Source organism: Streptomyces sp. NPDC051976 (assembly GCF_040680795.1).
Lineage (GTDB): Bacteria > Actinomycetota > Actinomycetes > Streptomycetales > Streptomycetaceae > Actinacidiphila.
Genome location: NZ_JBFAXL010000048.1, coordinates 14,142 through 40,072 on the forward strand (window position 1 = coordinate 14,142; position 25,931 = coordinate 40,072).

Sequence of the window (25,931 nt, forward strand, 5' to 3'; positions counted from 1 at the left end):
AGCTCAACCTGCGTGACTATTCGTGATCTCCCTCCGTTGCGCAGAGCGTCAACGCCGCAGGTGATGCGGCGGGTGTTTCGTCTCAGGGAGATCTTGATGTCGCGTATCGCAAAGGCGGCGGCCGTCACCGCCGCAGCGGGTGCCGTTCTGGCCGCCGGCGCCGGTATGGCCGTTGCCGACTCCGGTGCCCAGGGTGCCGCCGTCGGTTCCCCGGGTGTGCTGTCCGGCAACCTGGTCCAGGTGCCCGTGCACGTGCCGGTCAACGTCTGCGGCAACACGGTCGACGTGATCGGTCTGCTGAACCCGGCGTTCGGCAACCAGTGCCAGAACATCTCCGGCCACGACGGCGGCGACTGGTAGTCACGGCTGTTCCGTACCACCGCGGCCTCCCGTCACCTCTGGTGCGGGAGGCCGTTGCCATGCGCCCGGCCCGGGTGCGGGCGAGCGCGTCAGCTCTCCTCGTACGCGTAGAAGCGCCGGTGGTCGAAGTAGTCCGACGGCTTCACCTTCCACGGCGGCATCAGCTCATGACTGCTGATCACCCGCCCGTGCTCCGGGTCCTTGCGCGCCAGCGGCGCGCTCGGCAGATACGCCGACTTCGGGTGCAGCCGCTGCCAGCGGACCCAGACCAGGTCGAGGAAGGCGTGGTGCATCCAGAACACCGGGTCGTTGGGCGAACTGGCGCCGATCATGTGGCCGCCGACCCACTGGTGGACCCGGTTGTGCAGATAGCCGCCCTTGGTGTCGCTGACCGTCCAGCCCTCGATCTTGTTCCTGAAGCCCTGGGTCGACGGCGCCGAGTTCCATGGCGCCTTGTCGTAGACGGGCATGGCGAGCGCGTGGGCCAGCTCGGTCTTGGTCGGCAGCCCGATCGGGCGGTCGGGGCGGCCCATGTTCCGGGTCAGGTACTTCTCGTCCGTGACGCCGTACGTGATCGGCCAGTCGCCGGTCCGGTACGCGAACGGGCCGGTCATCACCTGGCCGTCGCTGTCGCGTCCGTTGCCGCCCATGAAGTCGGGGCCCCACAGCGCGGAGCTCTGCTTGTTGTCGCGCGTCCAGTCCCAGTAGGGGATCGAGACGCTCGGGTCGATCATCTGCAGCTCGCGCTCGAAGTCCAGCAGGAACCGCCGGTGCCACGGGAAGAACGTCGGGGCCATGTGCGCCACCCGCAGGCCGTTCTCGCCGTCGGCGGCGAAGTACTGGCTGTGGGTGATGACGTACTTGTCGTAGCTGCCCATGCGCTTCAGCTCGACCACGGCCTCGACGAACCGGGCGCGCTGGCTGCTGGTCAGATTCCGCTGGTTCATCCGTGTGTACACAGGTGCTGACCCCTCTCGGCTGTCGTCGGCGGTCGGCCGATCAGTGGTGGTGGTCCTCGGCGTCCGCACCGGCGGCCAGCGGGGCGCGGCCGATCACGTCCACGGCGCCACGGGCGGTGGCGAGCACGGTGGTGTACGGCTGGTAGTGGTTGGCCATGCTGATGTAGCTGCCGTCCACCCGCCGCATCACGTGCAGCGGCCGCCCGTCGATCAGCAGGTCCACGCCGCTGGCCGCCTCGGTCGAGCTGAACCCCTGCAGGCGGCGGCCCCGGTAGGTCTCGTCGAACAGCGCGGTGCGGACCGGCGGTTGCGCGCCCGCCCGTGCGCCCGGCTGCCGGGCGGCCAGTATCGGGGCGAGTGCCGCGGTGGTGCCGGTCGCGGCGGCGACGGTGGTGATGCCGCGTCTGATGATCCGTCGGCGGGTCGATCCGGCGGGTCTCGCGGCGGGTTTCGGGTGGTCGCTCTCCATGGTTTCGCTCATGTCCGACACACTCCTCCCGTCCGGTCTCCGCCGCCGCTCATCATGCCGCCGTAGGGGTGAGCGGCAGCGAAGAATACGGAGGCGGTACAAGGAAATTCATCCGCCCGAGTGATTTCGCCTTCGGCTCCCTGCCGGTATTGGACAACGGGTTCGCGTCACGGGAGAAGGAAGGCATTCGGCCTAGGTCAATGAGCGGGCGCTTTCTTCATACGTTATGACTGATCGTGAGAATTAGCGCGGTTGCAGATGAGGAACGGGTGATGGCCATGGCCAACCGACGCCAGTGGCTGACGGGGGTGGGGGTCGCACTCGTCACGGCCGCGCTGCTCGTCGCCGGTACGACCCGCAGCGCTTCGGGGGCGCCCGGCGGCGCCGAGCCCGGCGCCCCGCCGGTGACGTTCCCCGCGATGGGCGCCTTCACCGACTCCGGTATCGAGGGCGTGCAGCGCATCAGCGCGCTGGAGAGCTGGCTCGGCGGCACCGAGATGCGCGTGGGCCACACCTATCTGCCCGGCGACAGCTGGTCCTCCATCGAGGGCGACGGCGGGCTGCTCGACCCGTGGGCCGAGTGGAAGCGGGCCGGATCCGACCGGCTCTTCGTCCTCAACGTGCCGATGCAGGAGCACAACGAGGACCACCTCGACGACTACGAGGTACGCGACCTGATCCAGGCCGGCGCCCGCGGCGACTTCGACCGCCACTTCAGCAAGCTCGCCGCGCGGCTGGTCGACCTGGGCGTGCCCGACACCGTGATCGTGCTGGGCTGGGAGATGAACGGCACCACGTACAGCCACCGGTGCGGCCCCGACCCGCAGGACTGGAAGACGTACTGGAACAGGGTCGTCGCCGCGATGCGCGCGGTGCCCGGCCAGCACTTCCGCTTCGACTTCGCGCCCAACCGCGGCGAGGACGCCATCGGCTGGACCGAGTGCTACCCCGGGGACTCGAGCGTCGACATCATCGGCATGGACTCCTACGACCAGCCGCCCGGCGACTCCTTCTACGACGAGGTGACCGAGCCGTACGGGCTGCAGGCGCAGGTGGACTTCGCGGCGCGGCACAAGAAGCCGATCTCGTACCCGGAGTGGGGGCTGTTCAGGAACGGCGACGACCCGGACTACATGCGGCTGATGCTCGACTGGATGGACGACCACAAGCCGCTGTACGAGACGATCACGGACTACTGCCCGCACGGGGTGTGGCAGTGCCAGGACAACCCCAAGTCCACCGAAGTCTACCGGTCGATGCTCTCCGGCCGGAAACCGGCCCCGGCTCCGGCCCCGACGACCCCGGCTCCGCAGCCCAGCCCGACGCCGACGCCGACGCCGATGTCGACGCCGACCCAGGCTCCGCCGCAGACCCCGACCGCTCCCCCGGCGACCACCGCGCCCGAGCCGTCCGCCACGCCGACCACACCCGCGCCCGCGTCCACACCCGCTCCCGTAGCGCCGCCGACGGTGCTGCCCACGGCCGCCGCCCAGGGGCCGGCGACAGCACCCGGCCCGACGCCGCCGCCACCGCGGCAGGGCGGATGACGAGCACGTAGGGCCTGGTCAGAGGCGTACGGAAGAATCCGCGGCGGATCGGTCACATTCTCCCTCCGGCAAACGTCAGTGCAGTGAAGGCGATGACGAGAGCGGAACCCAGAGGGAGAACGACGATGACCACGGAGACCATGAAGGCCCGGATGCAGAACCCCGCCCAGGTGCTTCCGGACGCGATGCCCGCGATCCTGAACGTGCTCAAGGCGACGTCCAAGGGCGGGGTTCCGCAGCAGACGCTGGAACTGGTCCATCTGCGGGCCAGCCAGATCAACGGGTGCAGCGTCTGCGTCGACTCCGGCATCCGCAGCGCGCGGAAGGCGGGGGAGAGCGACGAGCGGCTGTTCGCCGTGGCGGCCTGGCGCGAGACCCCCTACTTCACCGACGCCGAGCGGGCGGCGCTCGCGCTGACCGAGGCCGCCACGCGGCTGGCCGACCGGCCCGACCCCGTCTCCGACGAGATCTGGGACGCGGCCGCCGACCACTTCGACGAGACGCAGCTCGCCGCGATCATCCTGATGATCGGTGTGACGAACCTCTTCAACCGGCTGAACGCCACGACCCGCCAGATCGCGGGCGGCGTCTCCTGGTAGCGGGGTAGCGGGGGTGGCAGGGACGGGCGGGCGGCGGGGCCGGTACGACTAGGGCCGCGTCGCCCGCCAGTCGTTCAGGCGGGACCGCCAGGCGTGCAGCACGGGAGCGTGGCGGCGGGCGCGGGCGGCCAGCCGGGTACGGCCCTGGGCGAGGGCCGCGCGCAGGTGGAGTACGGGCGTCAGCGGGCGGGCGGCCAGCAGCAGCCGGTGGTTGGTGACGTGCTCGGGCCGCCAGTGGAACTTGTGCGGTTCGGCGCCGCGCAGCAGGCTCAGCACCTCCCGGCCGCCGCCCGCCGCGTGCCGCACGCCGTGCCGCATCAGCAGCGTGGTGACGTCGACCTTCGTCCCGCGCAGGCTGGGGTGGGCGCCGTAGAGGTAGCCGCCCGCGAGCGCGGGTGACAGCACGGTGAGGTTGGCCGCGACCACCTCGCCGCCCATGGTGAACTCACTGACCACCGCGTCGCCCGAGGCGGCCATCAGGGTGCACGCCCGGGTCAGATGAGCGCGGAAGCGGGGCCGTACGTGCTCGGGGTTCACCCCGCGGCCCTGCCACTGGAGCAGATGCAGCCGCAGCATCTCCGCGACGGCGCTCGCCACTTCGTCCGGCGGGACGTCCCGCTCGGTGACGCCCGCCGCGTCGAGCCTGCGGAGGTTGGAGCGGATCCGCTGGCCGCGGGAGCTGCTGCCGACGCGGGCGATGAGGTCGTCCATCGGGCGGCCCGGCAGTTCCAGGCAGACCGAGTCCGGGAGCCGCCGCCGCGGTCCCCGCCACGCGTCGTACATCCGCTCGGCGGCGGCTCCCGGCCGTACCTCCCGCAGGTCGATCACCGCGCCGCGCGCCGCCGTGCGCAGGGCGTCCGCCAGGGCCGCGGTGTTGCCCGGGTCCGCCGGGTCGACGAGGACGTCCGCGTAGTCGCTGATCCCCGCGCCGACCGGCACCCACACCGGCACCCCGCGGTACCGCACCGTCAGCGCGGCGGCGCCCACCAGCACCCCGCCGCGGCGTACGAGCACCACCCGCAGCCGCCCGGGCCGCCCGTACGACAGCCACCAGGAGTGCAGCCAGGCGTGGGTCTGGAACGCGGTCGCCGCCGCGCAGCGCCGGTGCAGCGCCTGCCACTCGTCGGCGAGCGCGGCGAAGGCGGCGGGGTCGCGCAGGACGGTCACCTCGGGCGGGTGGCCGGTCCGGGGCCCGGGGATCGTGGCGTCGGCGCGGTGTTCGGTACGCGCGGACGCGTCCTGGCCGGTCGTCACACCGTCTCCCGTACGACCGGCTGGGCCGGGCCGGGGAGGGCGGCGCCGGTGGCCGTCGTGGCTGCCCGGCCTTCCGGCGTCGGGCGCGGGCGGACCAGCAGGACGAGCGCGCCCAGCAGGCCGCCCGCGCTGGCGCCCACCGCGGCCGAGAGCGCCGCCGACGGCGAGGCCGGGGCGCTCGGGGCGGCGGCCGGGGAGAAGACCAGCAGGTGGACGCCGGTGCTGGCCGCGTTGCGGTTGCCGGTGGCGGTGAGCGAAGCGGCCACCGCGTTGGCGATGTCCGCGGCCTCGGCGCCGCCCGCGCCCGTGCCGGTCACCGAGATCATCGGGGCGTCCGGCGAGGTCGCCGCCTGCACATGCGACTGGAGGTCGGAGACCGCCATCCCCGTGGCGCTCTGCGCCCCCGCCAGCACCGCGGAACCGGTGACCACCCGCCCGTACGCCTGCGCGAAGCCGAGCGCGGTCGCGGAGTCGCCGTGCTGCGGCACCACGATCACATAGCTGGTCGCGGCGTACTGCGGCGCCGCCGTGAGCCCGTACCCGAGCCCTCCGGCGAGCCCCGCCACCACTCCGATCGGCACCGCGGCCCACCGCGGCACCCGCCGCCACCATGCCCGGCCCGCGAGCCCGTCCTTACGCTTCCTGTCGTCCATCGGTCTGCTCATTTCTTACGTCCTGGCCGGGTGGCGGCGGCCGCTGTGTACAGCGCCATGACCCGGTCCGCGGTGTGGGCGATGTGGTAGCCATCCACGGCACGGGGCACCGGGAACCGGCGTGCACCGGCCTCCAGTTGGGCCCGCAGCGCGGATACGAGGTCCTGTTGTGTCGCGCCGATCCGTCGCGCGCCGGGGGCGTGCGAGGCCGGGAGGTCGTCGACCGCCGGGCAGGCGACGTGCAGCACCGGCAGCCCCGACGCCAGCGCCTCCACGACGGCGAGCCCGAACGCCTCCTCGCGTGAGGGCGACACGAAGACGTCCATGGCGGCCAGCAGCGCGGGCACGTCGGGCGTCGCCCCCACCAGGTGCACGCGCCCGGACGCCCTCAACTTCGCGGCCAGCGCCAGCAGTACGGGCCGCTCCGGGCCGTCGCCCGCCAGCAGCAGATCGGTGCCGGGGGTCGCCGCGACCGCGCGCACCAGCGTGTCGAAGCGTTTGCCCGGCACGAGGCGGCCGACCCCGCCGACGACGAACGCGTCCTGTGCCAGGCCGAGTTGCGCCCTGGTCGCCGCCCGGGTCGCGGGCGCGAAGCGGAAGTCGTCCGGGTCGATGCCGTTGGGCACCAGATGCACGCGTTGCGCGGGCACCCCCCACGCCTCCAGCCGCTGGGCGACGGTCGCCGAGACCGCCACCGTCGCCGTCCCCAGCCGCTCCGTCCCCCGGTACAGCGCCCGCGTCCCCCGCGTCAGCGGCCGCCCCTCGATCTGCGACTCCCCCAGCGAGTGCTCGGTCGCCACCACCGCCCGCACCCCGGCCAGCCGCGCCGCGACCCGCCCGTACACACACGCCCGGTACAGATGCGTGTGCACCACGTCGTACCGCCCGGCCCGCATCAACCCCACCAGCCGTGGCAGCGCCCGCAGATCCCGGTTCCCCCCCATCCCCAGATCCACCACGGGCGTCCCGTCCGCCCTGATCCCCTCCGCCACCACCCCCGCCTCCCGGAGCGCCACCACCTCGCACTCCGCCCCCAGATGCCGGAGCAGCAGCCTCAGTTGCTGCTCCGCCCCGCCGATCCCGAGCCCGGTGATGACGTGCAGCACGCGCGGTCGGCGAGTGGCTTCCGGGCTCACGCCGGCTCTCCCAGCGGTTCGCGGCGCAGGTGGTGGAGGGTGCGTTTGGCGTGGAGGCGGGGGGTGGTGTCGCGTTCGCCGATGTAGGCGCGGGGGAGGGCGAAGGGGCCGGTGAGGGGGCCGGGGGTGACGGCGCAGGCGTAGGTGTAGGCCGCGTCGCGGACGGCGTGGAGCGCGCGGGGGTCGAGGGCGCCGTACGGGTAGCAGAATCCGGCCGGGGCGGTGCCGGTGATGTCGCGCAACAGGGCGCGGCTGTCGGCGACTTCGGCGGTGAGGACGGCGTCGTCGGGGGTCGCCTCGGCGGTGAGGTCCTGGTGCAGCAGGCCGTGCGAGCCGATCTCCATGCCCGCGGCGGCGGCCTCGCGGATGCCGTCCGCGGTGAGCAGCGGTTTGCGCGGGCCTTCCTGGTCCCAGTCGTTGGCGCCGCCGAGCCTGCCGGGCAGCACGAAGACGGTGGCCGTGTGGCCGTACCGCCGCAGCAGCGGCACCGCGAGGTCGAGGAAGTCGGCGTACCCGTCGTCGAAGGTCAGCCCGACCAGGCGCGCGGCGGCGCCTTCCGCCCGCGCCCGCAGCAGTTCGCCGACCCCGACGCCGGTCAGCCCGCGCCGTCGCAGCCAGGCGAGTTGGCGGCCGAGCCGGTCGGGCGAGACGGTGACGAGGTACGGGTCGTCCCGGCAGTCGCCCACCGAGTGGTACATCAGCACCCAGGGCGCGACCCGCCGGGCGGCGTCCGCGCGCGCGGTGGCCCGCGCGAGGAGTTCAGTGGGCATACGGCAGCCTTCGTTTCAAATGGGCGAGCAGATAAGGGACTTCCGGCACCCCTACGGCGGTCGCCGCCGCGGCGAAGGTGACGGGTACGGCGACACAGCAGGCCGCGAGCGCGGCCGACGGGTCGGGGAGGGCGGCGGCCACACACCATCCGGCCGCGGTGGCCGCCGCCGCGGCCGCGGCGATCCTGGCCGTCGCCACGGTCAGGCGGCGCACCCCGACCGCGATCGTCTGCGCCCCGAGGCCGCGGACGAGCAGCGCGGCGGTGACGGTGATGCCGGCGGCGTTGCCCGCGGCGATCCCGTAGACCCCCCACGCGCCGACGGTCGCGGCGTCCACCGCGACCGTCACCGCCAGGCCGACCCCCATGGCCCCGGCCGGGTACCACGTCGGCCGCGCCGCCGAGAAGTACGGCCTCACCAGCGCCCCGACCAGGCTCTGCCCGAGCAGCCCCAGCGCGTACACCCGCATCACCGCGGCCGTCGCCGCCGTGTCGCTCGCGCCGAACGCCCCCCGCTGGAACAGCACTTCCACGATCTGCGGCGCGCACGCGATCACGAACGCCGCCCCCAGCAGCACCACCACGCACGCCAGCCCGAGATCCCGCTCCACCCGCCGCCTCGCCCCCTCCCGGTCCCCCTCCGCGAGCGCCCGCGACACCGCGGGAAACGTGACCGTGCAGATCATCAGCGACAGCACCATCGGCATCTGCGCCACCTTCTGCGCGTAGTTCAGATGCGAGATCGCCCCCGCGGGCAGCGGAGCGGCGAAGAACCGCTCCACGAGGACCTGTGCTTGCCGACTGACGGTGAAGACCAGCACCGGCGCGACGAGCGCCAGCCCGAGGCGGTGCCGCGTGCGCGGCGGCGCGGCGGGGCGGACGCGGACATGGACGTGGCGTACGAAGGACGGGACCTGGATCGCGACCATCAGGGCGCCGCCGATCGCGACGCCGGCGGCGGCGGCGCGGACGCCCCAACGGCCGTGCAGGGTGAGGAGGGTGGCGACGATGCCGGTGTTGTAGGCGACATAGATGGCCGCCGGGGGCAGGAAGCGGTGGTGGGCGCGGAGGGCGGCGCTGAGGTAGCCGGTCAGGCCGAAGGTGAGGACGGTGACGGCGGTGAGGCGGGTGCAGGCGATGGCGAGGGCGGGGTCGGCGAGGCCGGGGGCGAGGACGTCCACGACCGCGGGCGCGGCCAGGCCCAGCACGACGGCCGCGGCGGCCAGCACCAGGGCCAGCCGCGGCAGCGTCGCCGCGAGCAGCGCCCGCACCGCTCCGCCGCCCTTCGCCAGCGCCCCACTGAACGCCGGTACGAGCAGCAGCGCCATCGCGTCCTCGATCAGCACGGTCGCCGCCAGCTCCGGCACGGTCCACGCCACCAGGAACGCGTCACTGCCCGCCCCGGCTCCAAACAGATGCGCGATCGCCTGATCCCGCACCAGCCCCAGCAGCGACCCCCCCACCGTCAACCCGGCCGTCACCCCGGCCGCCCGCCCCAACCCACCCCGCCGCCGCACCCGCCGATGCCGCGGCCCGAGCGCCGCGCCGACGGTCGCGGGATCGCCCCCTCGGCCGCTACCCGCCCGCGCATGCCGCGCCGATGCACGCCCCTGCGCAGCACGCGTTTCGACGCCTGCCGAACCCCCGCCGCGCGCAGCGCCGTTCACCGCGTTCGTCGCTGGCACCTCGCCGGAGGCGTTCTTCACGCGTCCTCACCGCCCCCCACCAGTGCCCACCAGGCGGTGAGGCCGAGGAGGAGGGCGGTGAGGACGGTGGAGGGGCCGCCGATGTCGGCGTAGAGGAAGTCGACGAGTTGCCAGAGGAGGAGGCCGACGGCGGCGAGGCCGGGGGCGACGTGGGGGGATCGGCGGAGGCGGTGGGTGGCGAGGGTGAGGAGGGCGGCCCAGGCGCCGGTGAGGAGGGTGAAGCCGATGAGGCCCTGCTCGCTGAGGGTGAGGAGGTACATGTTGTGCGGGGAGAGCAGGGGTTCGCGGACGAAGGACTGGCCCGCGCCGGCGGTGTCGCTGGCGGAGGAGAGGGCGAGGGAGGCATGGCCGTCGCGTTCGTCGGGGAAGCGTTTGAGGCCGACACCGGTGGCCGGGTGGTGGCGCCACATGTCGAGGGCGGCGGCCCAGAGCGCGTAGCGGTCGGTGACGGAGGAGTCGGGCGCGTCGGTGACCTGAGTGATGCTGGTGACCCGCTGGCTGATCATCTGCGAGCCGACCCCGACCCCGCCCACCAGCAGCACCGCGGCCGCCGCGAGAACGGCGAAGATGCGGAGTGCCTGCCGCCGCCCGGCCAGCACGATCATGCTGCCGCAGGCCACGGCGGTGGCGATCCACGTGCCGCGGCTGAAGGACACCACCAGCGGCACCAGCAGCGCGGCCACGCACAGCAGCGCCGCGGGCCGCAACCAGCGCGGCGCCCCCGCGGCGGCCGGCGCGAGCGCGTAACCGGTCGCGATGACCAGGCCGTACGCCACGGCCGTCGCCATCCCCATCACGTCGGACGGCCCGAAGGTGCCCACCGCCCGGATGTTCTCGCCCATGTACGAGGCGCCGGTCGCCGTCGCGTACTGCCAGACGCCGATCGCGCCCTGCACCAGCGCCAGGCCGACGACCGCCCCGGCCACCACCGCGAAGTCCCGCCGGTCGCGCAGCAGCAGCACCAGCGCGGCGGGCACCAGCACGAACACCTGGACGTAGCGCAGGAATCCGGCGAGCCCGGCGGCCGGGTCGAGCGAGGTCATGGCGGCGACCGCGAAGCCGACGGCGGGGGCGCCGAGGATCAGCGCCGCGGCCGGGGTGAGCGGCCGCGCCCGGTGCCGTAACAGCCTTACGGCGCAGGCCAGTACGAGGACGGCGGAGGCGGCGTCCGCGGGGGTGACCTTCCCCGACGTACTGACGTCCCCGGGCGTGACGGGCGCGGCCAGCAGCAGCAGGACCGCCAGTGCGGGCACCAGCGGCGCGACCCACGCGCCCCGGGCCCGCCTGTACGGCCCACCCCACCGCCACAGGGTGGCCGGGCTTTGCGGGTGCGGGCCGCAGGCCATTCAGCTACCTCCCAGCTTGAAGAGAGAAGTGGCCGTGCGGAGCAGGATGCTGACGTCCTGCCAGAGCGACCAGGTGTCGATGTAGTGGTTGTCGAAGCGGGCGCGGTCGGCGATGGAGGTGTCGCCGCGCAGGCCGTGGATCTGGGCGAGGCCGGTGATGCCGACCGGCATGCGGTGCCGGTCCTGGTAGCCGGGATGGGCCTGGCTGAACTGCTCGACGAAGTACGGGCGTTCGGGCCGGGGGCCGACCATGCTCATGTCGCCGCGCAGGACGTTCCACAGCTGCGGCAGCTCGTCCAGCGAGGCGCGCCGCATCAGCCGGCCGACCCGGCCCATCCGCTGGTCGTCGGCGATGTTCCAGCGGGTCGCCGACTCGTGGGCGTCGGCGGGCCGCATGGTGCGGAACTTCAGGAGGGTGAAGGTGCGGCCGCCCAGGCCGATGCGTTCCTGGCGGAAGATCACCCCGGGCCCGTCGGTGAGGCGCACGGCGAGCGCGCACGCCGCGAGGACGGGCGCCAGGCAGAGCAGCGCCAGGCCGGACAGGGCCGCGTCGAGCGCCCGCTTGCCCCAACGGCCCTTGCCCGGCACGGCGAAGGGGTCGAACCGACGGCACGCGAAGCCCCACAGGTGGCCGGAGCCGGTGGGGCCGCCGCCCGGCGTGGGGCCCGGGCCCGGGGTGACCTGCCAGACGGTGGCGCCCTGCGAGGCGAGCAGCCGTACGGTCGACCGGGTGCGGGGGTCGAGGTCGGCAGGGCCGGTGACGACGGCGTAGCGCACCGCGTTCTGGATGACGGCGCGGCGGATGTCGCCGTGGGCGGACAGTACGGGGACGGGGGGTGGTTCGGAGCTGTCGGGCAGGCCGCCGGGGGCGGGGACCGCGATGCCGACCGGGCGCATGCCGTACTCGGGGTGGGCGGACAGGGCGGCGGCGATCTGCCGTACGGAGAGGTCGTTGCCCACGATGAGGGTGGAGCCGGGGTGGCGGCGGGCGAGGCGGCGCCGGACGGCGTAGAGGAGGGCGCGCAGGGCGTCCGCGGTGAGGACGGTCACCACGACCGCGATGAGCAACTCGCCCCATTCGAGCGCGCGGCGCGGCACCATCGCGCCGAGTGCCACGGCGACGCAGCCCCAGGTGAGGGCGGTGCCGACGGCGAGCGCGGGCAGTTCGTCGAAGGCGGCGGGCGCGAAGCGCGGCCGGTACAGACCGGCTTGCCGGTACGCCAGCAGCAGGCCGCCCAGCAGCGTCGCGAGCAGCAGCGGCCCCGTCCCGGGCCGCACCGCGAACGCCCCCGTGAGCCCCGCCGCACAGTCCGCCCCCAGCAACCACCGGTCCCCCCGCTCCCGCACAGCCCGGTGCCGCGCCTGCCCCACACTCCGCCCGACACCCGCCCGTCCGGCGTCCTGCCCCGGCACCTCCGGCCGCCCCGCCCCCCTGCCGGGCGCGGCCGTGCGCGGGGGCAGCCGCGCGCTGTCCCAGGTCATCGCGGGATCCTCTCCCCACGGTCGGGAGGCGCGGGCAGCGGATGGCCCTTCGGGCCGGATCCGGCGTCGGTGGAATCACCGCCAGAAGTCCCGCGTTCGGGCGCGGGCAGCGGATGGCCCTTCGGGCCGGATCCGGCGTCGGCGGTATCACCGCCAGAAGTCCCGCCAGAAGTCCCGCATACGGGTGCGGGAAGCGAGCGGCCGGGGCGGCGCCACGGGGCGCGGGCGAAGCCCCGGGCGGTGCCCGCGCCCGAGTCGGCGCCGTCCGGGCGCGCGTTCCGGCCTGCGACGCCTTCCGCGTGAGCGCGCCCGCCCGGGCGCGGGGCGGAAACCCCGGACCCGCCGGGGAGGAATTCGCGGTACACCGCCGCCACCGCCGCTGTGGCTCTGCGGATGTCGTGGTGGGTGCGGGTGTGGGTGAGGGCGCGGGCGGCGGTCGCTTCGCGCAGGGGGCGGTTGGTGAGGAGGCGGAGGAGGGCGGCCGCCAGGACCGTGGGGTTGTCGGGGGGGACGAGGGAGGGGGCGTCGGTCGGGGGGAGGCTTTCGCGGGCGCCGGTGACGTCGGTGAGGACGACCGGCCGGCCGCAGGCCATCGCTTCGAGGGGAGCGAGCGCCATGCCTTCCCAGCGGGAGGGGAGGACGACGACGTCGGCGGCCTGGTACCAGGGGACGGTGTCGGGTACGGCCCCGGCGAAGTGGACTCCGGGCGGGGCGTCGAGGGAGAGCCGCCGGTGGTCGGGGCCGTCGCCGACGAGGACGAGCCGGGCCTCCGGCAGCCGCGCGGCCACCACCCTCCAGGCGCGGAGCAGCACGTCCTGGCCCTTCTGCGGGCAGAGCCGTCCCACGCAGACGACGAGGGGCGCGCCGAGCCGCAGGTCGCTGAGGTCGGGAAGGGCGGAACGGGCGGGCCCGGAGCGCTCGGCGGGGACGAAGCGCGTCAGGTCGACGCCGTTGGGGACGACCGCCCAGCGCCCGCGCACCCCCGCGTCGTGCCCGGCGCGCCGCTCGGCGTCGCTGACACACAGCACCCGGTCGGCCCAGCGCGCGGCGTACCGCTCCCACCCCAGCGCGGCCCGCCCGGCGACGCCACCCGCACCACCCACCGCGTCGAAGGACCACGCGTGCGGCTGGAACACCGTCGGCACCGCGCCGCGGACCGCGAGCCGCCCCGCCAACCCGGCCTTGGCGCTGTGCAGATGGAGCAGGCCGGGCCGGACCGCCCGGACCAGCCGGTACGCGGCCCGGGTCTCGCGGGCGACCCCCGGGCCGGGGGAGCGTCCGGCGGGCCACCGTACGATCTCGGCGCCCGCCGCGGCCGCCGCTCCTGGCAGCGTGCCCTCCGGCGGGCAGGCGAGCACCACCCGCGCTCCCGCGCCGACCTGCGCCCCCACCAGGTCGGTGACGACCCGGGCTACCCCGCCCTCGACGGGCTGGGACATGTGGAGCACCGTCAGCCCGGTGAGGTCGTACTGGTGTTGCGGCATCGCGGCGTCGTTCCCTCTCTGCCGCCCGCGCGGTCAACAGGCTGCGTGAACCCAACGAATACCGTGCCGGTCAGGTAATCCTGGGGAAACAGGAATGCGCCGACGGCGGACAGCGCGTCATGCCGCGCGCCGGGGCGCGCGCTCCCCTGACCTGCCCCGTACCCGCCCGATGACCTGCCTGAATTACTTATGACGATCGCATGGAACTGGTTGACGCCACGTCAACATTCGTACGGCTATTCACTCCTGCGATACGCCCGCTACCCCGCCGCCGCACGAAATATCCATTCGGGTGAAAGCCCATTACCGACCCGACCCGGCCGTGGTTGGTCATGGCGACCCACGTACCCGGGGCAATCTCACAAGAAGGACCAACACCGTGATCAAGAAGTACCTCGCCACGGCAGCTGTCGCCGTCTCCATCGCGGGCGTCTCGGCGGCGGTGGCCCCGCAGGCTATGGCCATCGGCAACGACCAGGGCACCACGACCGCGAACGGCAACGGCTCCGAGCAGAACTACGGCAACGTCTACACGGGCGGCTACATGAGCCCGCAGATGAGCCTGATCTCCGGCTCCCTCAACAAGCCCTGCATCGCGCTCCCGCTCAAGGGCAACGTGGGCTCGCTGATCGGCGCCATCCCGATCTCCGTCCAGGACATCAACGTCCTGTCGTCGCCGCAGAACCAGCAGTGCACCGAGAACTCCACCCAGTCCAAGGGCGACGAGCCGCTCTCGCACATCCTGGACAACATCCCGGTCCTGTCGGGCAACGGTCAGAACAACCACTGACACGACTGAATCGAGCGCGCTTCGCCCGCGCTTTTCGCGGCCCCGGCCGCCGACATTCCCGTCGGCGCCGGGGCCGCACCCTTTTCCGCCCGAGGCCACTCCGGTTTCCGCCGCGTCTCGCACCGATTTCCCGGCCGGGAGGCCACCCCTTTCCCCGCCAACGCGCCGAAAACTCGGTCCATTCGAGTGGATGATTCCACGTCACGAACGCTGGGGAGTTGCCTCCGGTCATCAGCGGTCGTTAGCCCGGTCGGTAGCGGTGTGCACGGCGCGGATATTCCCTTATACGTGGCCGGTCGTCACGAGGGTCGTGACGGCACCAGTCATCGCTCCGGAAAGGGAGCTCAACGTGAAGTACTCGAAGGTCGCGGCGATCGCTGCCGGAACGCTCATGGCCGTGGGCGTGGCCGCCCCCGCTTTCGCGGACTCCGACGCCAGTGGTGTCGCGGCGCACTCCCCGGGCGTCCTGTCCGGCAACGTCGTCCAGGTGCCGGTTCACATCCCCGTGAACCTGTGCGGCAACACCGTCGACGTCATCGGCCTGCTGAACCCGACGTTCGGCAACGCCTGCACCAACAAGTGACGTTGTCCTGTCAGGCCGTGAGGTTCTGATCTGGGACCGCCCCGGAGCGTGTGCGTCGCGCTCCGGGGCGGTCCGTTCTTGCGGCACGCGGGGCCACCGCGTGCTCCCGGGGAAGACCCCCGAGCGGAGAGAAGAGTCGATGCGACACATCCTGAGCCGTAGCCTGCTGACCGTCGCTGCCGCGAGCAGCATCCTCGCCGCCACCGGCGGCTACGCGAGTGCGGACTCCGACGCCCACGGCGGCGCCAGTGGTTCGGCCGGCGTGCTGTCGGGCAACAGCCTCGAGGTACCGGTGGACGTGCCGGTGAACGCCTGCGGCAACACCGTGAATGTGGTGGGCGCGGAGAATCCCGCCTTCGGCAACTCCTGTGCCAACGAATCGCATTCCCATCACGGGCGGCACAGCAGCTACGCGAGCGCCGAGGGCGACAACACGGGCTCGCCCGGTGTCCTCGCGGGCAATTCCGTGAAGGCGCCGGTCCACGCGCCCGTCAACGTGTGCGGTGACACGGTCGACCCGATCGCGTTGCTGGACCCGGCGTTCGGCAATTCCTGCGGCAGCGGCGAGCAGACGGCCGAGATCCCGCCGCCGCCGCACGCCATCACCCCGCCGAGTGAAACCCGCGGTGTGCCGCCGGTGTACGACCAGGTCGCACCGGTGCACGCCCCGGCGCACGCGCCGCTCGCGGAGACCGGCGTGAGCGGTCGCCAGTTCGGCGCGGCCGGTGCGACCAGCGCCGCGCTGCTGCTCGGCGGCGCGATGCTGTACCGCCGCGGGCGCCGTCCGCAGCCTGTTCACGCGCACCGCGGCGCCCACCGCGCCTATTCCTGAGGGAGGGACCGCGGGGCAGCGGGACCACAGGGCCATGGGCAGCGGGCAACCGGGCGAAACTCTTATGCGAGTTGTACGAGTAATACGAGAATTCCCGCCGCTGCCCTCACTTTCGAGTGATTGTCGAAAGCGAGGTTTACTCGTCGTTTCCGCAGCTACCCGGCGTCGTTGTCCTACCCGACAGACTCTGGCGTCGAGGGCAACTCGTTTGAGGCGCCACTACGGAAAGGGTGGCAAGTGAAGTTCTCGAAGGTTGCGGCAGTCGTGGCCGGTTCGATGGTGGCGGTCGGAGTCGCGGCGCCCGCGTTCGCCGACGACATGGCCGCGCCGATGATGCCCAGCAGCATCAACGGCGGTGTCGACCAGGCCCTGGCGGCTCAGCCGCTGCAGAAGGCCGCCGACAGCACTCATGTCGGCACGGCCCTGGACACGGTCACCAAGGCCACCCAGCAACTGAGCGGTGCCACTTCGACGGACGCCCTCCTCGGGCAGGTCACCTCCGCCACGGGCGGCGCCTCCCCGCTGGGCGCGCTGCCCACCAGCGGCCTGCTCGGTGGTCTGCCGCTCGGCGGCTGACCACCGCTCGGACCGGCGTATTCCTCCGGGCGCGGAGCAGCGCTCCTCCATCGGAGTGAATCGCAGGAACCAAACCCCACCTGAGCGGTTGATCAGATCGCTCCAGAACCGTGCAATCGGCACCAAAAAGGGATTAAAAATGATCAAGAAGATGCTGGCCGGCGCTGCGCTCGCCGCTTCCGTCATCGCCGTCGGCGCCGCCCCGGCCATGGCCCTCGGCGACGACCAGGGCACCACCACGGTGAACGGTAACGGCTCCGAGCAGAACTACGGCAACACCCACACCGGCGGCACCCAGAGCCCGCAGATCGGCCTCGTCCAGGGCACCCTGAACAAGCCCTGCGTCGGCCTGCCCGTCAAGGCGAACGTCGGCTCGCTGATCGGTCTCATCCCGATCACCGCCCAGGACATCAACGTCCTGTCCAGCCCGCAGAACCAGCAGTGCGCCGAGAACTCCAGCCAGATCAAGGGCGACGAGCCGCTGTCGCACATCCTCAGCGACATCCCGGTGCTCTCGGGCAACGGCGCCAACAACGGCTGACGTTCTCCGCGAGTTCCACCCGCTTGACCGGCCGGTTCGCCGGCCCGCACGACTGCCCGACTCGGCTCACGCCGGTCGGGCAGTTCTCATGTCCGGAAGGTGAAGGTGCGGCGCAGGTGCGCGATCACCGCCTCCGGCGCGGTGACGGGGAAGCGGCCGCTCAGATAGCCGTCGGGCCGGACGAGGAACGCCTCGCCCGCGCGGGCCCCGTACGCGGCCCGGAACTCGCCGTCGCCGTCCGTGACGCTCGCCAGCCCGATCCCGCGCGCCGCGTCGCCCGCCTCGCCCGCCCCGTCCGGGGCCAGGACGGCGTACACGTCCAGCCGGTCGTGGGTGGCCTCCTCGGCGGCCGCCACGCAGCGCAGCAGCGCGTCGGGGGAGGTGCCGGGGCCGACGTACAGCAGCAGCGTGTGGCGGGGGCCGCGCAGCAGGTCGTAGAGGCGCTGCGGGTACGCGGCGATGTCGCCGGTCAGCCCACGGCAGTCAGGGGCGCGGTCGCCGGGGGCCAGGGCGTCGGGATCGGCGTCGTCGGTCGGCGCCTCGACCAGCGGGCTGTCGCGGTAGTGGACGAGGAGTTGGGCCTCGCGCGGCAGGATGGTGGTCAGGTCGTCGTCGGAGCCGGCGCCGATGCCCTTGCGGGCGTGCCGCACCGTCCGGCCCACGACCTCCTCGCCGATCGGGTGCCGCTCGGCGTGATAGCTGGCCAGCAGGCCGTCGGCGGCCACACCGTCCACGGCCAGCGCCAGCTTCCAGGCCAGGTTGTACGCGTCCTGCACGCCGGTGTTCATGCCCTGCCCGCCGGTCGGCGGGTGGATGTGGGCGGCGTCCCCCGCCACGAAGATCCGCCCCTCGCCGTACCGGTCGACCAGCCGGTGGCTGATCCGGAACACCGACGACCAGCGCAGGGCGGACGCGGTGGTCGGCTGCGGCGAGAGCCGGTCCAGTACGGCCTGGATGTGGTGCAGCTCCGGCGCGTGCCCGGCCTCCAGCCCGTGCGCCACCGCGTCGCCCTCGGCCCGGGTCGCCAGCTCGGGCGGGACCAGCATCGACATCCGGTAGCGCCGCTCGCCCGGCAGCGGGATGCACACCAGCAGGTCGTCCGTCCTGCCCTCGTCGTCGCGGTGCTCGACCCTGACGCCGAAGCCGGGCGGCATGTCCCAGTCGACCTCCACGTCCCCGAGCATGTACTCCTCGGGAAAGGCGTCGCCCTCGAACGACAGCTCCAGCGCCCGCCGCACCCGGCTGTGCGCCCCGTCGCACCCCACCACGTACCGGGCGCGCAGCGTCTGCGTCCCGCCGTCCGGCGTGCTCAGCCGCGCGGTCACCCCGTCGGCGTCCTGCGCCAGGTCCAGCAGCTCCGTGCCGCGCTCCACCGTGGTGCCGTACGCCGCCAGGTGCGTGGTGAGCAGCCGCTCGGTGGTGTACTGCGGCAGGCTGGCGAACCCGTACGGCACGTCCGGCGGCAGTACGAGATCGATCCGCGGGCCCGGCTTCCCGTTCATGAACATGAGCTGGCCCCGCATCGGCACGGCCTCCGCCAGCGCCTCCCGCAGCAGCCCGAGCCCCATCGCGTCCCAGACCTCCAGGGTGCGCGGCTGCACCCCCACCGCCTTCGCGTACGGCATCGGCCGCGCCAACCGGTCGATGATCCGGCACTCGACCCCGCGCCTTCGCAGCTCTGCCGCCGCCGTCAGCCCCACCGGACCCGCCCCCACCACGAGCACGTCGGTTTCACTCATACGTCCAGCCTGCGGCGAGCTCCCCCGGGCCGCCACTCGCTGCGCCAGGACCCGGCTCGGTCAAGCGGCACCCCGCGTAGCACGGATCAGGGTGGTTGCCATCGGCGGCTGCCCGTCCGTGCCCGGGTCGCGCAGGACGTCCGTGGTCAGGTCGGTGAACCCGGTCTCGGTGAGGAGCTTCTCCCACACCGGGAGGTCCAGGACCCAGCGCTGCACCGTGGTCTGGGTGCCGTCGTCGCGGCGCATGGGGATCGCGGCCGGGCGGACGTCGCTCTCGGCCGGTCGTCCGCCCTTGTAGTGCGCCAGGGTGGAGAGGACGAGCGTGCCGCCGGGGCGCAAAGCGGCGGCGATCGAGGGCAGCAGGACTCGGGGGTCGGTGAAGTCCACGGCGCCGTAGTAGGAGTACGCGACATCCAGGGATCCGGGCGCGGCCCGGAGCGTCGTGGAGGCGTCAGCCTGGACGAATTCGAGGGCGGAAACGTCCCCGAACAGCTCCCTCCCGCGGTTGATCTGCGCAGGGGAGGTGTCCACCGCCAGGACGAGGCCCGCGCCCAAGACCTCGGCGACGTGGGCGGCCTGACGGCCGACGCCCGCGCCGAGGTCGGCGACCCTCTGCCCTGCCACCTCGCCGAGGACTTCCGCCCCGGGCCCGATCCGCTGGTACCAGTCCCAGTACAGACGCCCCTCGACCCCGCGAGCGCGGGCATCGAACACGTGAGTGCGGCCATACCGGTTCCAGGGGTCGGCGGTGTGTGCCGTAGACGGAGTCACCCGCCCCATCCTGGCGCGCTGCCCGCGGGCGCGCGGCCCATCGCACGGAATCCACCCGAACGGCGTCGGCCCCCGCCTCCGGACGGGAGACGGGGGCCGACAGGGTCAGTCAGTGGCCGTCCTCGCCCGGCCTGCACGGGGTGCAGTCGGCACTGTCGGCCTCCCACAGCGGCCAGTCGACGGTGAAGCCGTGCCGCGCGATCCGGTCGGCGGTCCTGGTCACGGAGCCGTCCACCTTCATCGCCACCGCGGGCACGTGATGAAGGAAGCGGCCGTCGTTGTACTTCTGGCAGAACTCGGCGTAGGCGACGGTGTCGAGGATCATCGTGTGGACGCCGATGTCCACGATGGAGCCGGGGCCCAGTCCCAGGCCCAGGCCGCGGGTCTCCATGGCGGTGACGAGGTAGGCGACGGCCTGGCCGAGGACGCGTTCAGCCATCACCACGTCGTAGGGGTAGTCGCGCATCAGCAGGCCGACGAGCTTGGTCCACTGCTCGTTCGGGATGAAGTTGCGCGGGTCGCGTGCCGGGGCGAGCACGTCACTGACAGCGACGGCGCCGACGCCTTCCAGGATCGCGTTCACCAGGTACTCCCTTCGCAGGGCCCCGAATGTTCGGGGCGTTGGTACGAGTAGGTCACCAGCCGGGCGGTCGCAGTGGTCAACTCCCTTGCTCTGCAAGCCGTTTGCAGATCCTGCACACGACATCGACCCCCCGGCCAGTACCCACTACCGTCGGTAGACCGGCCCTTCGGCCCCGTGGAGACGCGATGCGCGACGTCGATTCGCTGTGGAGCAGTCAGCAGGCCCACGAGTGCGTAGCGCAGCAGCGCCCCGGGCGGCTGGTCCGGCTGGGGCGGTGTCGGCTCGGCTGGCGCCAGAGTGAGTTAGGGCGCCGGATCGGCTGCTCGGCGTCGACCGTCTCCCGCCTGGAGAGCGGGAGGATGGAGGATCTGAGGTTGCTGCGGAGCGCCGCCCATGAGGTCGGCGTGCCGGACGGTGTCCTCGGTGCGGCACTGGGACTGTGCGTGTCGGTCACCACTAAAGTTGCGGCCAGTCGCGACGAGGAGGACCCCATGCGCCGCCGTTCCATGCTGGCCGCTGCCGGTCTGGTCGCACCCGTCCAGTTACTCGCGCAGGTCGATGAGGCCCTGGCCGCGGTGCCCGCTCCTACCGGGGCGCCGATCGCATTGCAGGCCCGTATGAGCCAAGCCCGCGTGCTGTTCGACGCCGGTCGCTACACCACGCTGCTCGGAGGTCTGTCGAGCCTGCTCGGTGACGCCCACCAGGTGGCGCGCGGGGGAACAGATCTTGGGTACGGGCAGTTGTCGTCGTGTTATGCGCTGGCCGCCCAGGTGCTCATCAAGGTGGAGAGTTACGGACGGGCCCGCGTAGCGGCCGACCGCGCCACGGTGTACGCCGACCTGTCGGGTTCTGCTCTCGCCGCCGCTGCGGCGGCCCGCGAGATGGCGATCGTCCTGCGGCACCAAGGGCAGGCGCAAGCGGCGCAGCAGCTCGTCACCAACGCCGCCGTGTCGGTGGGTGCCACCGGGCTCAGGACCGACGCCCAACGGTCCGCGTACGCGCAGATGCTGTGCACCACTGCGTACACAGCGGCACAGTCCGGGAACCGCGGCGACGCTCTGACGATGATCCAGGAGGCGACTGCGGCCGTGCATGGCCTTCCCGTCGTGGCACCCAAGGGGCGCCTGTTCCCAGTGACGCCGGCAGCCGTCGACGCGTATGCGGTGAGCGTCCACTGGGCGCTCGGCGACTCCGGCGCGGCGCTGGACATCGGCAACAGACTCCTCCCGCAACAATTCGCCACGGCGGAACGTCGAGGCCGCTTCCACACGGACATGGCGCGCGCCTGGTGGCAATGGGGGCGCCCAGCACAGACGGCCGCGTCCCTGCTGGACGCCGCCCGGGTGGCACCTGCTGAGGTACGGGAGCGACCGGCGATCCGCCGGATCGTCATCGAGCTGCAGCAGCGACACCCGCGCGTATCGGGTGTGCGGGAGCTGGCCGCTGTCGTCGCCGACTGACGGGTGGCGTCAGCTTGCCGTGCACCCACCGGACGGTCGGCGGGGCAGGTCATCGCTGGTGGGGGTGGAAAAACGGGCATCCTGGCCCGGGTGGGCGGACTGATCGTTAGCCTGGCCCCGACCAGCGGATCTGAGACCGCGTCAGGCCGCGTCACTCGGGGAGGGGTGGGCTGTGGCCAGCAAGGACGAAGGCTCGCCGAGCATGCGGATGTTCGGCTCGGTCGTACGGTCGCTCCGCGAGGCGCGCGGACTCTCCACGGATGAGGTGGCTGCGCATGCGGGCTACTCGCGCTCCCTCACCGTCAAAATCGAGCGCGGCGAGCGCATGCCGCCCCCGCTCTTCGTGGACAAGGCGGAGGACCTGTTCGGCTCGGGGGAGGTGCTGGCGAAGGCTGCGGCGCACTTGGACCGGGGCAACTTCCCGTCGTGGTTCGAGCCGTACGCCGAGTTGGAGAAGTCGGCGATCAGCCTCTACACGTACGACACCCTGCTCATTAATGGCCTGCTTCAGACCGAGGAGTATGCGCGTGCCGTGTTCACCGCCTACCGTCCCATGCTGGACAGCGATGAGGTTGAGCGCCGAGTGCAGGCTCGAATGGCGCGGCAGGAGTTGCTGAATCGGACGCCTGCCGCGCAACTGGGGTTCATCCTGGAGGAGTGGGTGGTGCATCGTTTGATGGGCGAACCGGACCTCCGAAGGCGTCAGGCTGCGCGACTGCTGGAAGTCGGAGCCCAGCGCAACGTCACGATCCAAGTGATGCCGATGTCGTTCAAGGCCCATGCTGGAGTCGACGGTCCGATGACAGTGCTGGAGACTCCGTCGCGCGAACTGCTGGCCTATCTCGAAGTGCAGGGTCGGGGCCTGCTGGTGGATGAGCGCGACGAGGTCAGCGTCCTCAATCAGCGCTATGCGATGATCCGTTCGCAGGCCCTCAACGTGGGGGACTCCGCGAGACTCATCGAGCAGATGGCAGGAGAGCAATGACCTCCGAGCTTGCCTGGTTCAAGAGCAGCTACAGCGGCGGCGAGGGCGGCCAGTGCGTCGAAGTCGCCGTCGACTGGCGGAAGTCGAGCCACAGCGGCAGCCAAGGCGGGGACTGCGTCGAGGTGTCGGCGTGCCCGGGGACGGTCCACGTCCGGGACTCCAAGGACGCCGACGGACCGGCGTTGACGTTCTCCTCCCACGCCTGGAAGGCGTTCGTCACGTACGCCTCGTCCGTACCGGTAGAGTAATCGCAACGCCACGCTCCGTACGGAACGGAGCGGCCCCCAGCGGTGCTACCAACACCGGCTGAGGGCCTTCACCTCGAGGCTTCGAAGGAGCCCCGGAATGCTGGTCCATGCTATCGCGCCCAAGCGATTCTTCTCGCAGACCCCGAACGACATCATTCGGCACCCGCGTCTGAACGGGACGGCCGTACGGCTGTTGCAGTGGGCGTTGTCGCTGCCCGAGGGCACATCGGAGACGGTCCAGTCGATCGGCGAGAAGATGCCGGAGGGGCGCACCGCTGTGCGCCGGGCCCGGGCGCAACTTGAAGCCGAAGGCTATGTGCACACGCGGCGGCAGCAGCACCCGGAGACGGGTCGCTGGACGACCCAAGTGCTGGTGTCCAACGTGGCGTTGACGACGGAGGCCGAGATCGAGGCGGCCTTCGCTCCGGCCGCACCGCCGGTGACCACGGCCGCCGGGCCACCGGGTGACACGTTGCCGACGGTCGGCGAACCGGCCGTGCAGGCCGTCGGCACTTCCCCTAAAGGGGAGAACACCGAGGAGAACACCTCCCACCCCGAACCGCAGGCCGGGCGGGCGGCCAAGCTGTTGCACAGCCTCGGGGAGCGCGAGGCGAGACTGCGGCTCGGACTGGCGGAAGCGGCCAATCTCGCGCCCCTGGCGGCGCGTTGGCTGGCGCACGGGGCAAGCGAGTTGGAACTCCGTACGGCTCTGACCGCCGGTTTACCGCGTACCGTCCACTCGCCCGTGGCCCTGCTCGCCCACCGGCTGAAAGCCAAACTGCCCGCTCCCCGTAGGGCCGTTGACCCGGCCGCCCCGGCCCGCCCGCTCCCGGAGTGTGCCCACTGCGGCGATCCCCTCCCACCTCCGCAAGCCACCGGAATCTGCACGCCCTGCACCGGCTCCACCCCAGCCCAGCCGCCCCCACTCACCGGACCCGCCCTGGCCCGCGCCGCCTTCCGCGCTGCGCGCGGCCCAACGGCCGCCCCTGCCTGCTAGTCGCCGGTGGGCTCGGCTATCGGCCAGGCGATCTCCAGGCGGTTGTCCGGGTCGTGCGGTGTCCCGGTCCACCGGCGGTAGATCATGCGGACGGGGCCCGCGAAGGCAAAGCCGTGCTCGGTGATCCAGTTGGCGACGGCGTCGTAGGCCCCGAGGATCTGCGGGAACACCGCGGCCGGTCCCTCGACGTCCGTGCAGGCCAGGGTGGTCGCGGGGAGGTCGCGCACGGTCATGGCCGCGGGCAGGTCCGCAGGCTGCGCGCCCGCCTCCCAGAACGGCAGGCACGCCTCGACGAGCGTCTGGCTCTCGTCGTCGCACACTCCGTGGAAGCGGACGAAAGCGGGCCCGGTGAAGGTGAGCGGGCCGCGGCCCGCGACTTCGTACATCTCCTGGTAGGCGTCGCGGAGGAAGGCGTCGAGCCCGGAGTTGTCCAAGGTCGCCTCGCAGACGAGGATCCGTTCGGCGGCGCCCTGGCGCACGGTGACGGGGTGGGTCATCTCTGCTCCTTCGGTCAGTCGGCTCAACAGGGTGCGGACCACGGAACGTTGCAGCTCCAGCCGTCGCTCTGCGGTGCGCAGATGCGCCTGCACGGCGGCGGCCAATTCCTCTTGGCCGCCGTCGAGCAGCCGTCCCACCTCCTCGACCGGGATGTCCAACTGCCGCAGCGCTCTGATCGACTGCGCCGTACGTACCTGGTCGCGGTGGAAGTACCGGTAGCCGCTCCCCGGGTCGACGAGCGCCGGGACCAGCACGCCACTGGCGTCGTAGTGCCGGAGCGCTGTGACGGAGAGGCCGCTGGCCTGCGAGAACTGCCCGATGGGCAGCAGGTTTCTTCTGTCCACGGCTCTGACTCTGCGCTCTCGCGCCACCCGAGAGTCAAGCGGCGCGCTGCGCTTGCGGAGGACGACGCCCCAAAGGGGCGCGAGGAACTGCGCGACCAGCCGTCGCGTGGCTGCAGGTCACCACCGGCCCCAGAGGGGCAGATCGGTTGTCTTCGGACCACCGGCCGGTGGGGTCCCCCAGCCTTCGGCCGGGAGGTGCCCCCAGCCGCGCAGTTCCCCGCGCCCCTTCGGGGCACGTACGGTGCCTGGTCCGCCGCGTGCGCAGCGCAGTTCCCCGCGCCCCTGACGGGGCGAACCCTCACTCGCCCAGGAGCACCAGCTCCATGGCTTCGAGCCGTTCCGGCTCGGCGAGCATGTCGATGGCTGTGATGCGCCCGTCCTCGATGGTGAAGTCGAAGACGACGCGGGGCCGGCCGCCCGGGGCCCAGACGAGGCCGGCGAGGCCGTCGATGAGGGCGGGTTGGGCGGCCTTGGCGCGCCCGGCGAAGGTGTCGGCGACGGAGGTGGCGCCCTGGGCGACGGTGGCCCCGGAGAGGGCGGCGACGCGGTCGGCGCGGAGGACCGCGTCCGGGGCGAGGAGGGAGAGGAGGGCGTCGAAGTCCCCGCCGCGGGAGGCGGCGAGGAAGGCGGTGACGATTTCCCGCCGCCGCAGCGCGTCCGCCTCGTCGACGGAGGTCACTCCCTGCACACGCCGCCGCGCCCGGCTGGCAAGCTGCCGCGCCGCGGCCGGCGTCCGCTCGACGATGGGCGCGATCTCGTCGAAGGGGACGGCGAACATGTCGTGCAGGACGAACGCCAGCCGCTCGGCGGGCGTCAGCGTGTCGAGCACGACGAGCAGCGCTATCCCCACGGAATCGGCCATCAGCGCCTGCTGTTCGGGATCGGCGGGCGCCCCGCCGCCCAGGGCCGCGCCGACCGGCGACGGCGCTCCGAGCTGCTCACCGAACCCGTCGTCCAGCGGATCCTCCCGCCGGGTGTCACGCGAGCGCAGCATGTTCAGCGACACCCGCGCCACGACGGTCGTCAGCCACCCGGCGAGGTTCTCCACCTCGCTGGTGTCGGTACGGCTCAGCCGCAGCCACGCCTCCTGGACGGCGTCGTCGGCCTCCCCCGAGGAGCCGAGCATCCGGTAGGCAACGGCCCGCAACCGGCCCCTGTGCTCCTCGAATCGCCGTGCCAGAAATTCGTTCTCGTCCATCGGTCACACCCCTCGTTCACTC

At 72.7% G+C, this 25,931-nt stretch carries 26 protein-coding genes and 1 pseudogene; 12 read left to right on the plus strand and 15 right to left on the minus strand.

The window, feature by feature from the left end; genetic code table 11:
• Positions 1 to 96: 96 nt before the first annotated feature.
• Positions 97 to 360: a chaplin gene (locus AB0M29_RS33920; RefSeq protein ID WP_365389891.1), complete on the plus strand. Its 264-nt coding sequence runs from the start codon at positions 97 to 99 to the stop codon at positions 358 to 360.
• An 89-nt stretch (positions 361 to 449) separates the two neighbouring features.
• Here the strand turns inward: AB0M29_RS33920 and AB0M29_RS33925 are convergent, their stop codons facing one another.
• Together AB0M29_RS33925 and AB0M29_RS33930 are read right to left on the minus strand one after the other, a co-directional pair.
• Entirely contained in the window at positions 450 to 1,307 is an 858-nt protein-coding gene (locus AB0M29_RS33925) for a tyrosinase family protein (protein WP_365389893.1), read from the minus strand.
• 52 nt (positions 1,308 to 1,359) lie between these two features.
• The gene (locus AB0M29_RS33930; RefSeq protein ID WP_365389896.1) at positions 1,360 to 1,800 is read right to left on the minus strand and encodes a tyrosinase family oxidase copper chaperone; all 441 of its coding nucleotides are present in this window, start codon (positions 1,798 to 1,800) and stop codon (positions 1,360 to 1,362) included.
• Positions 1,801 to 2,207: 407 nt separating this feature from the next.
• On the opposite strand from AB0M29_RS33930, the gene AB0M29_RS33935 reads away from it, so the two are divergent.
• On the plus strand, positions 2,208 to 3,335 hold the full coding sequence (locus AB0M29_RS33935; RefSeq protein WP_365389997.1) for a glycosyl hydrolase: 1,128 nt from the start codon (positions 2,208 to 2,210) through the stop codon (positions 3,333 to 3,335).
• A 140-nt stretch (positions 3,336 to 3,475) separates the two neighbouring features.
• Positions 3,476 to 3,934 (plus strand): carboxymuconolactone decarboxylase family protein, encoded by a 459-nt coding sequence (locus AB0M29_RS33940; protein ID WP_365389999.1) that lies wholly within the window; start codon positions 3,476 to 3,478, stop codon positions 3,932 to 3,934.
• 48 nt (positions 3,935 to 3,982) lie between these two features.
• Here AB0M29_RS33940 and AB0M29_RS33945 read toward each other — a convergent pair whose 3' ends face one another.
• From AB0M29_RS33945 to AB0M29_RS33980, 8 genes and pseudogenes are all read right to left on the minus strand, one after another.
• The gene (locus tag AB0M29_RS33945) at positions 3,983 to 5,188 is read right to left on the minus strand and encodes a GNAT family N-acetyltransferase (protein ID WP_365389898.1); all 1,206 of its coding nucleotides are present in this window, start codon (positions 5,186 to 5,188) and stop codon (positions 3,983 to 3,985) included.
• A complete protein-coding gene (locus tag AB0M29_RS33950) occupies positions 5,185 to 5,841 on the minus strand; it encodes a lipopolysaccharide biosynthesis protein (protein WP_365389900.1) in 657 nt (218 codons plus the stop codon). Before AB0M29_RS33950 ends, AB0M29_RS33945 begins: the two co-directional genes overlap by 4 nt.
• 8 nt (positions 5,842 to 5,849) lie before the next feature.
• A complete protein-coding gene (locus tag AB0M29_RS33955; protein ID WP_365389902.1) occupies positions 5,850 to 6,977 on the minus strand; it encodes a glycosyltransferase in 1,128 nt (375 codons plus the stop codon).
• On the minus strand, positions 6,974 to 7,747 hold the full coding sequence (locus tag AB0M29_RS33960) for a polysaccharide deacetylase family protein (RefSeq protein ID WP_365389905.1): 774 nt from the start codon (positions 7,745 to 7,747) through the stop codon (positions 6,974 to 6,976). Before AB0M29_RS33960 ends, AB0M29_RS33955 begins: the two co-directional genes overlap by 4 nt.
• Positions 7,737 to 9,245 (minus strand): lipid II flippase MurJ, encoded by a 1,509-nt coding sequence (locus AB0M29_RS33965; protein ID WP_365390000.1) that lies wholly within the window; start codon positions 9,243 to 9,245, stop codon positions 7,737 to 7,739. Before AB0M29_RS33965 ends, AB0M29_RS33960 begins: the two co-directional genes overlap by 11 nt.
• Positions 9,246 to 9,448: 203 nt before the next feature.
• Complete coding sequence (locus AB0M29_RS33970) at positions 9,449 to 10,798, minus strand: O-antigen ligase family protein (protein ID WP_365389907.1); 1,350 nt, start codon at positions 10,796 to 10,798, stop codon at positions 9,449 to 9,451.
• Complete coding sequence (locus AB0M29_RS33975; protein WP_365389909.1) at positions 10,799 to 12,280, minus strand: sugar transferase; 1,482 nt, start codon at positions 12,278 to 12,280, stop codon at positions 10,799 to 10,801.
• Positions 12,281 to 12,627: 347 nt separating this feature from the next.
• Positions 12,628 to 13,764, minus strand: a pseudogene (locus AB0M29_RS33980) (glycosyltransferase); the annotation flags it as partial.
• 379 nt (positions 13,765 to 14,143) lie between these two features.
• Here AB0M29_RS33980 and AB0M29_RS33985 point away from each other — a divergent pair.
• The 5 genes from AB0M29_RS33985 to AB0M29_RS34005 all read left to right on the plus strand — a co-directional run bounded on the left by AB0M29_RS33985 (position 14,144) and on the right by AB0M29_RS34005 (position 17,086).
• Positions 14,144 to 14,554, plus strand: a complete 411-nt coding sequence (locus AB0M29_RS33985; protein WP_365389912.1) for a rodlin — start codon at positions 14,144 to 14,146, stop codon at positions 14,552 to 14,554.
• Positions 14,555 to 14,903: 349 nt separating this feature from the next.
• Entirely contained in the window at positions 14,904 to 15,137 is a 234-nt protein-coding gene (locus tag AB0M29_RS33990) for a chaplin (protein WP_365389915.1), read from the plus strand.
• Between the two features lie 139 nt (positions 15,138 to 15,276).
• Entirely contained in the window at positions 15,277 to 15,969 is a 693-nt protein-coding gene (locus AB0M29_RS33995; RefSeq protein ID WP_365389917.1) for a chaplin, read from the plus strand.
• A 237-nt stretch (positions 15,970 to 16,206) separates the two neighbouring features.
• On the plus strand, positions 16,207 to 16,545 hold the full coding sequence (locus tag AB0M29_RS34000; protein WP_365389920.1) for a hypothetical protein: 339 nt from the start codon (positions 16,207 to 16,209) through the stop codon (positions 16,543 to 16,545).
• A gap of 139 nt (positions 16,546 to 16,684) precedes the next feature.
• The gene (locus AB0M29_RS34005; RefSeq protein ID WP_365389922.1) at positions 16,685 to 17,086 is read left to right on the plus strand and encodes a rodlin; all 402 of its coding nucleotides are present in this window, start codon (positions 16,685 to 16,687) and stop codon (positions 17,084 to 17,086) included.
• An 86-nt stretch (positions 17,087 to 17,172) separates the two neighbouring features.
• Here AB0M29_RS34005 and AB0M29_RS34010 read toward each other — a convergent pair whose 3' ends face one another.
• From AB0M29_RS34010 to AB0M29_RS34020, 3 genes are all read right to left on the minus strand, one after another.
• Positions 17,173 to 18,825: an FAD-dependent monooxygenase gene (locus AB0M29_RS34010; RefSeq protein WP_365389924.1), complete on the minus strand. Its 1,653-nt coding sequence runs from the start codon at positions 18,823 to 18,825 to the stop codon at positions 17,173 to 17,175.
• 60 nt (positions 18,826 to 18,885) lie between these two features.
• Positions 18,886 to 19,539, minus strand: coding sequence for a class I SAM-dependent methyltransferase (locus AB0M29_RS34015; RefSeq protein WP_365389926.1), 654 nt, complete (start codon positions 19,537 to 19,539; stop codon positions 18,886 to 18,888).
• 166 nt (positions 19,540 to 19,705) lie between these two features.
• Positions 19,706 to 20,062, minus strand: a complete 357-nt coding sequence (locus AB0M29_RS34020; protein ID WP_365390003.1) for a hypothetical protein — start codon at positions 20,060 to 20,062, stop codon at positions 19,706 to 19,708.
• Positions 20,063 to 20,364: 302 nt separating this feature from the next.
• Here AB0M29_RS34020 and AB0M29_RS34025 point away from each other — a divergent pair, with 302 nt between their 5' ends.
• The 4 genes from AB0M29_RS34025 to AB0M29_RS34040 all read left to right on the plus strand — a co-directional run bounded on the left by AB0M29_RS34025 (position 20,365) and on the right by AB0M29_RS34040 (position 23,869).
• Entirely contained in the window at positions 20,365 to 21,639 is a 1,275-nt protein-coding gene (locus tag AB0M29_RS34025; RefSeq protein ID WP_365389928.1) for a helix-turn-helix transcriptional regulator, read from the plus strand.
• 172 nt (positions 21,640 to 21,811) lie between these two features.
• Positions 21,812 to 22,624, plus strand: coding sequence for a helix-turn-helix transcriptional regulator (locus tag AB0M29_RS34030; RefSeq protein WP_365389930.1), 813 nt, complete (start codon positions 21,812 to 21,814; stop codon positions 22,622 to 22,624).
• Positions 22,621 to 22,872, plus strand: coding sequence for a DUF397 domain-containing protein (locus AB0M29_RS34035; RefSeq protein WP_365389931.1), 252 nt, complete (start codon positions 22,621 to 22,623; stop codon positions 22,870 to 22,872). The genes AB0M29_RS34030 and AB0M29_RS34035 overlap by 4 nt, the downstream gene beginning before the upstream one ends.
• A 97-nt stretch (positions 22,873 to 22,969) precedes the next feature.
• Complete coding sequence (locus tag AB0M29_RS34040) at positions 22,970 to 23,869, plus strand: hypothetical protein (protein ID WP_365389933.1); 900 nt, start codon at positions 22,970 to 22,972, stop codon at positions 23,867 to 23,869.
• Here AB0M29_RS34040 and AB0M29_RS34045 read toward each other — a convergent pair.
• A complete protein-coding gene (locus AB0M29_RS34045) occupies positions 23,866 to 24,711 on the minus strand; it encodes a helix-turn-helix domain-containing protein (protein WP_365389934.1) in 846 nt (281 codons plus the stop codon). The genes AB0M29_RS34040 and AB0M29_RS34045 overlap by 4 nt on opposite strands.
• Positions 24,712 to 25,009: 298 nt before the next feature.
• Positions 25,010 to 25,909 (minus strand): sigma-70 family RNA polymerase sigma factor, encoded by a 900-nt coding sequence (locus AB0M29_RS34050; protein ID WP_365389937.1) that lies wholly within the window; start codon positions 25,907 to 25,909, stop codon positions 25,010 to 25,012.
• Positions 25,910 to 25,931 lie beyond the last annotated feature (22 nt).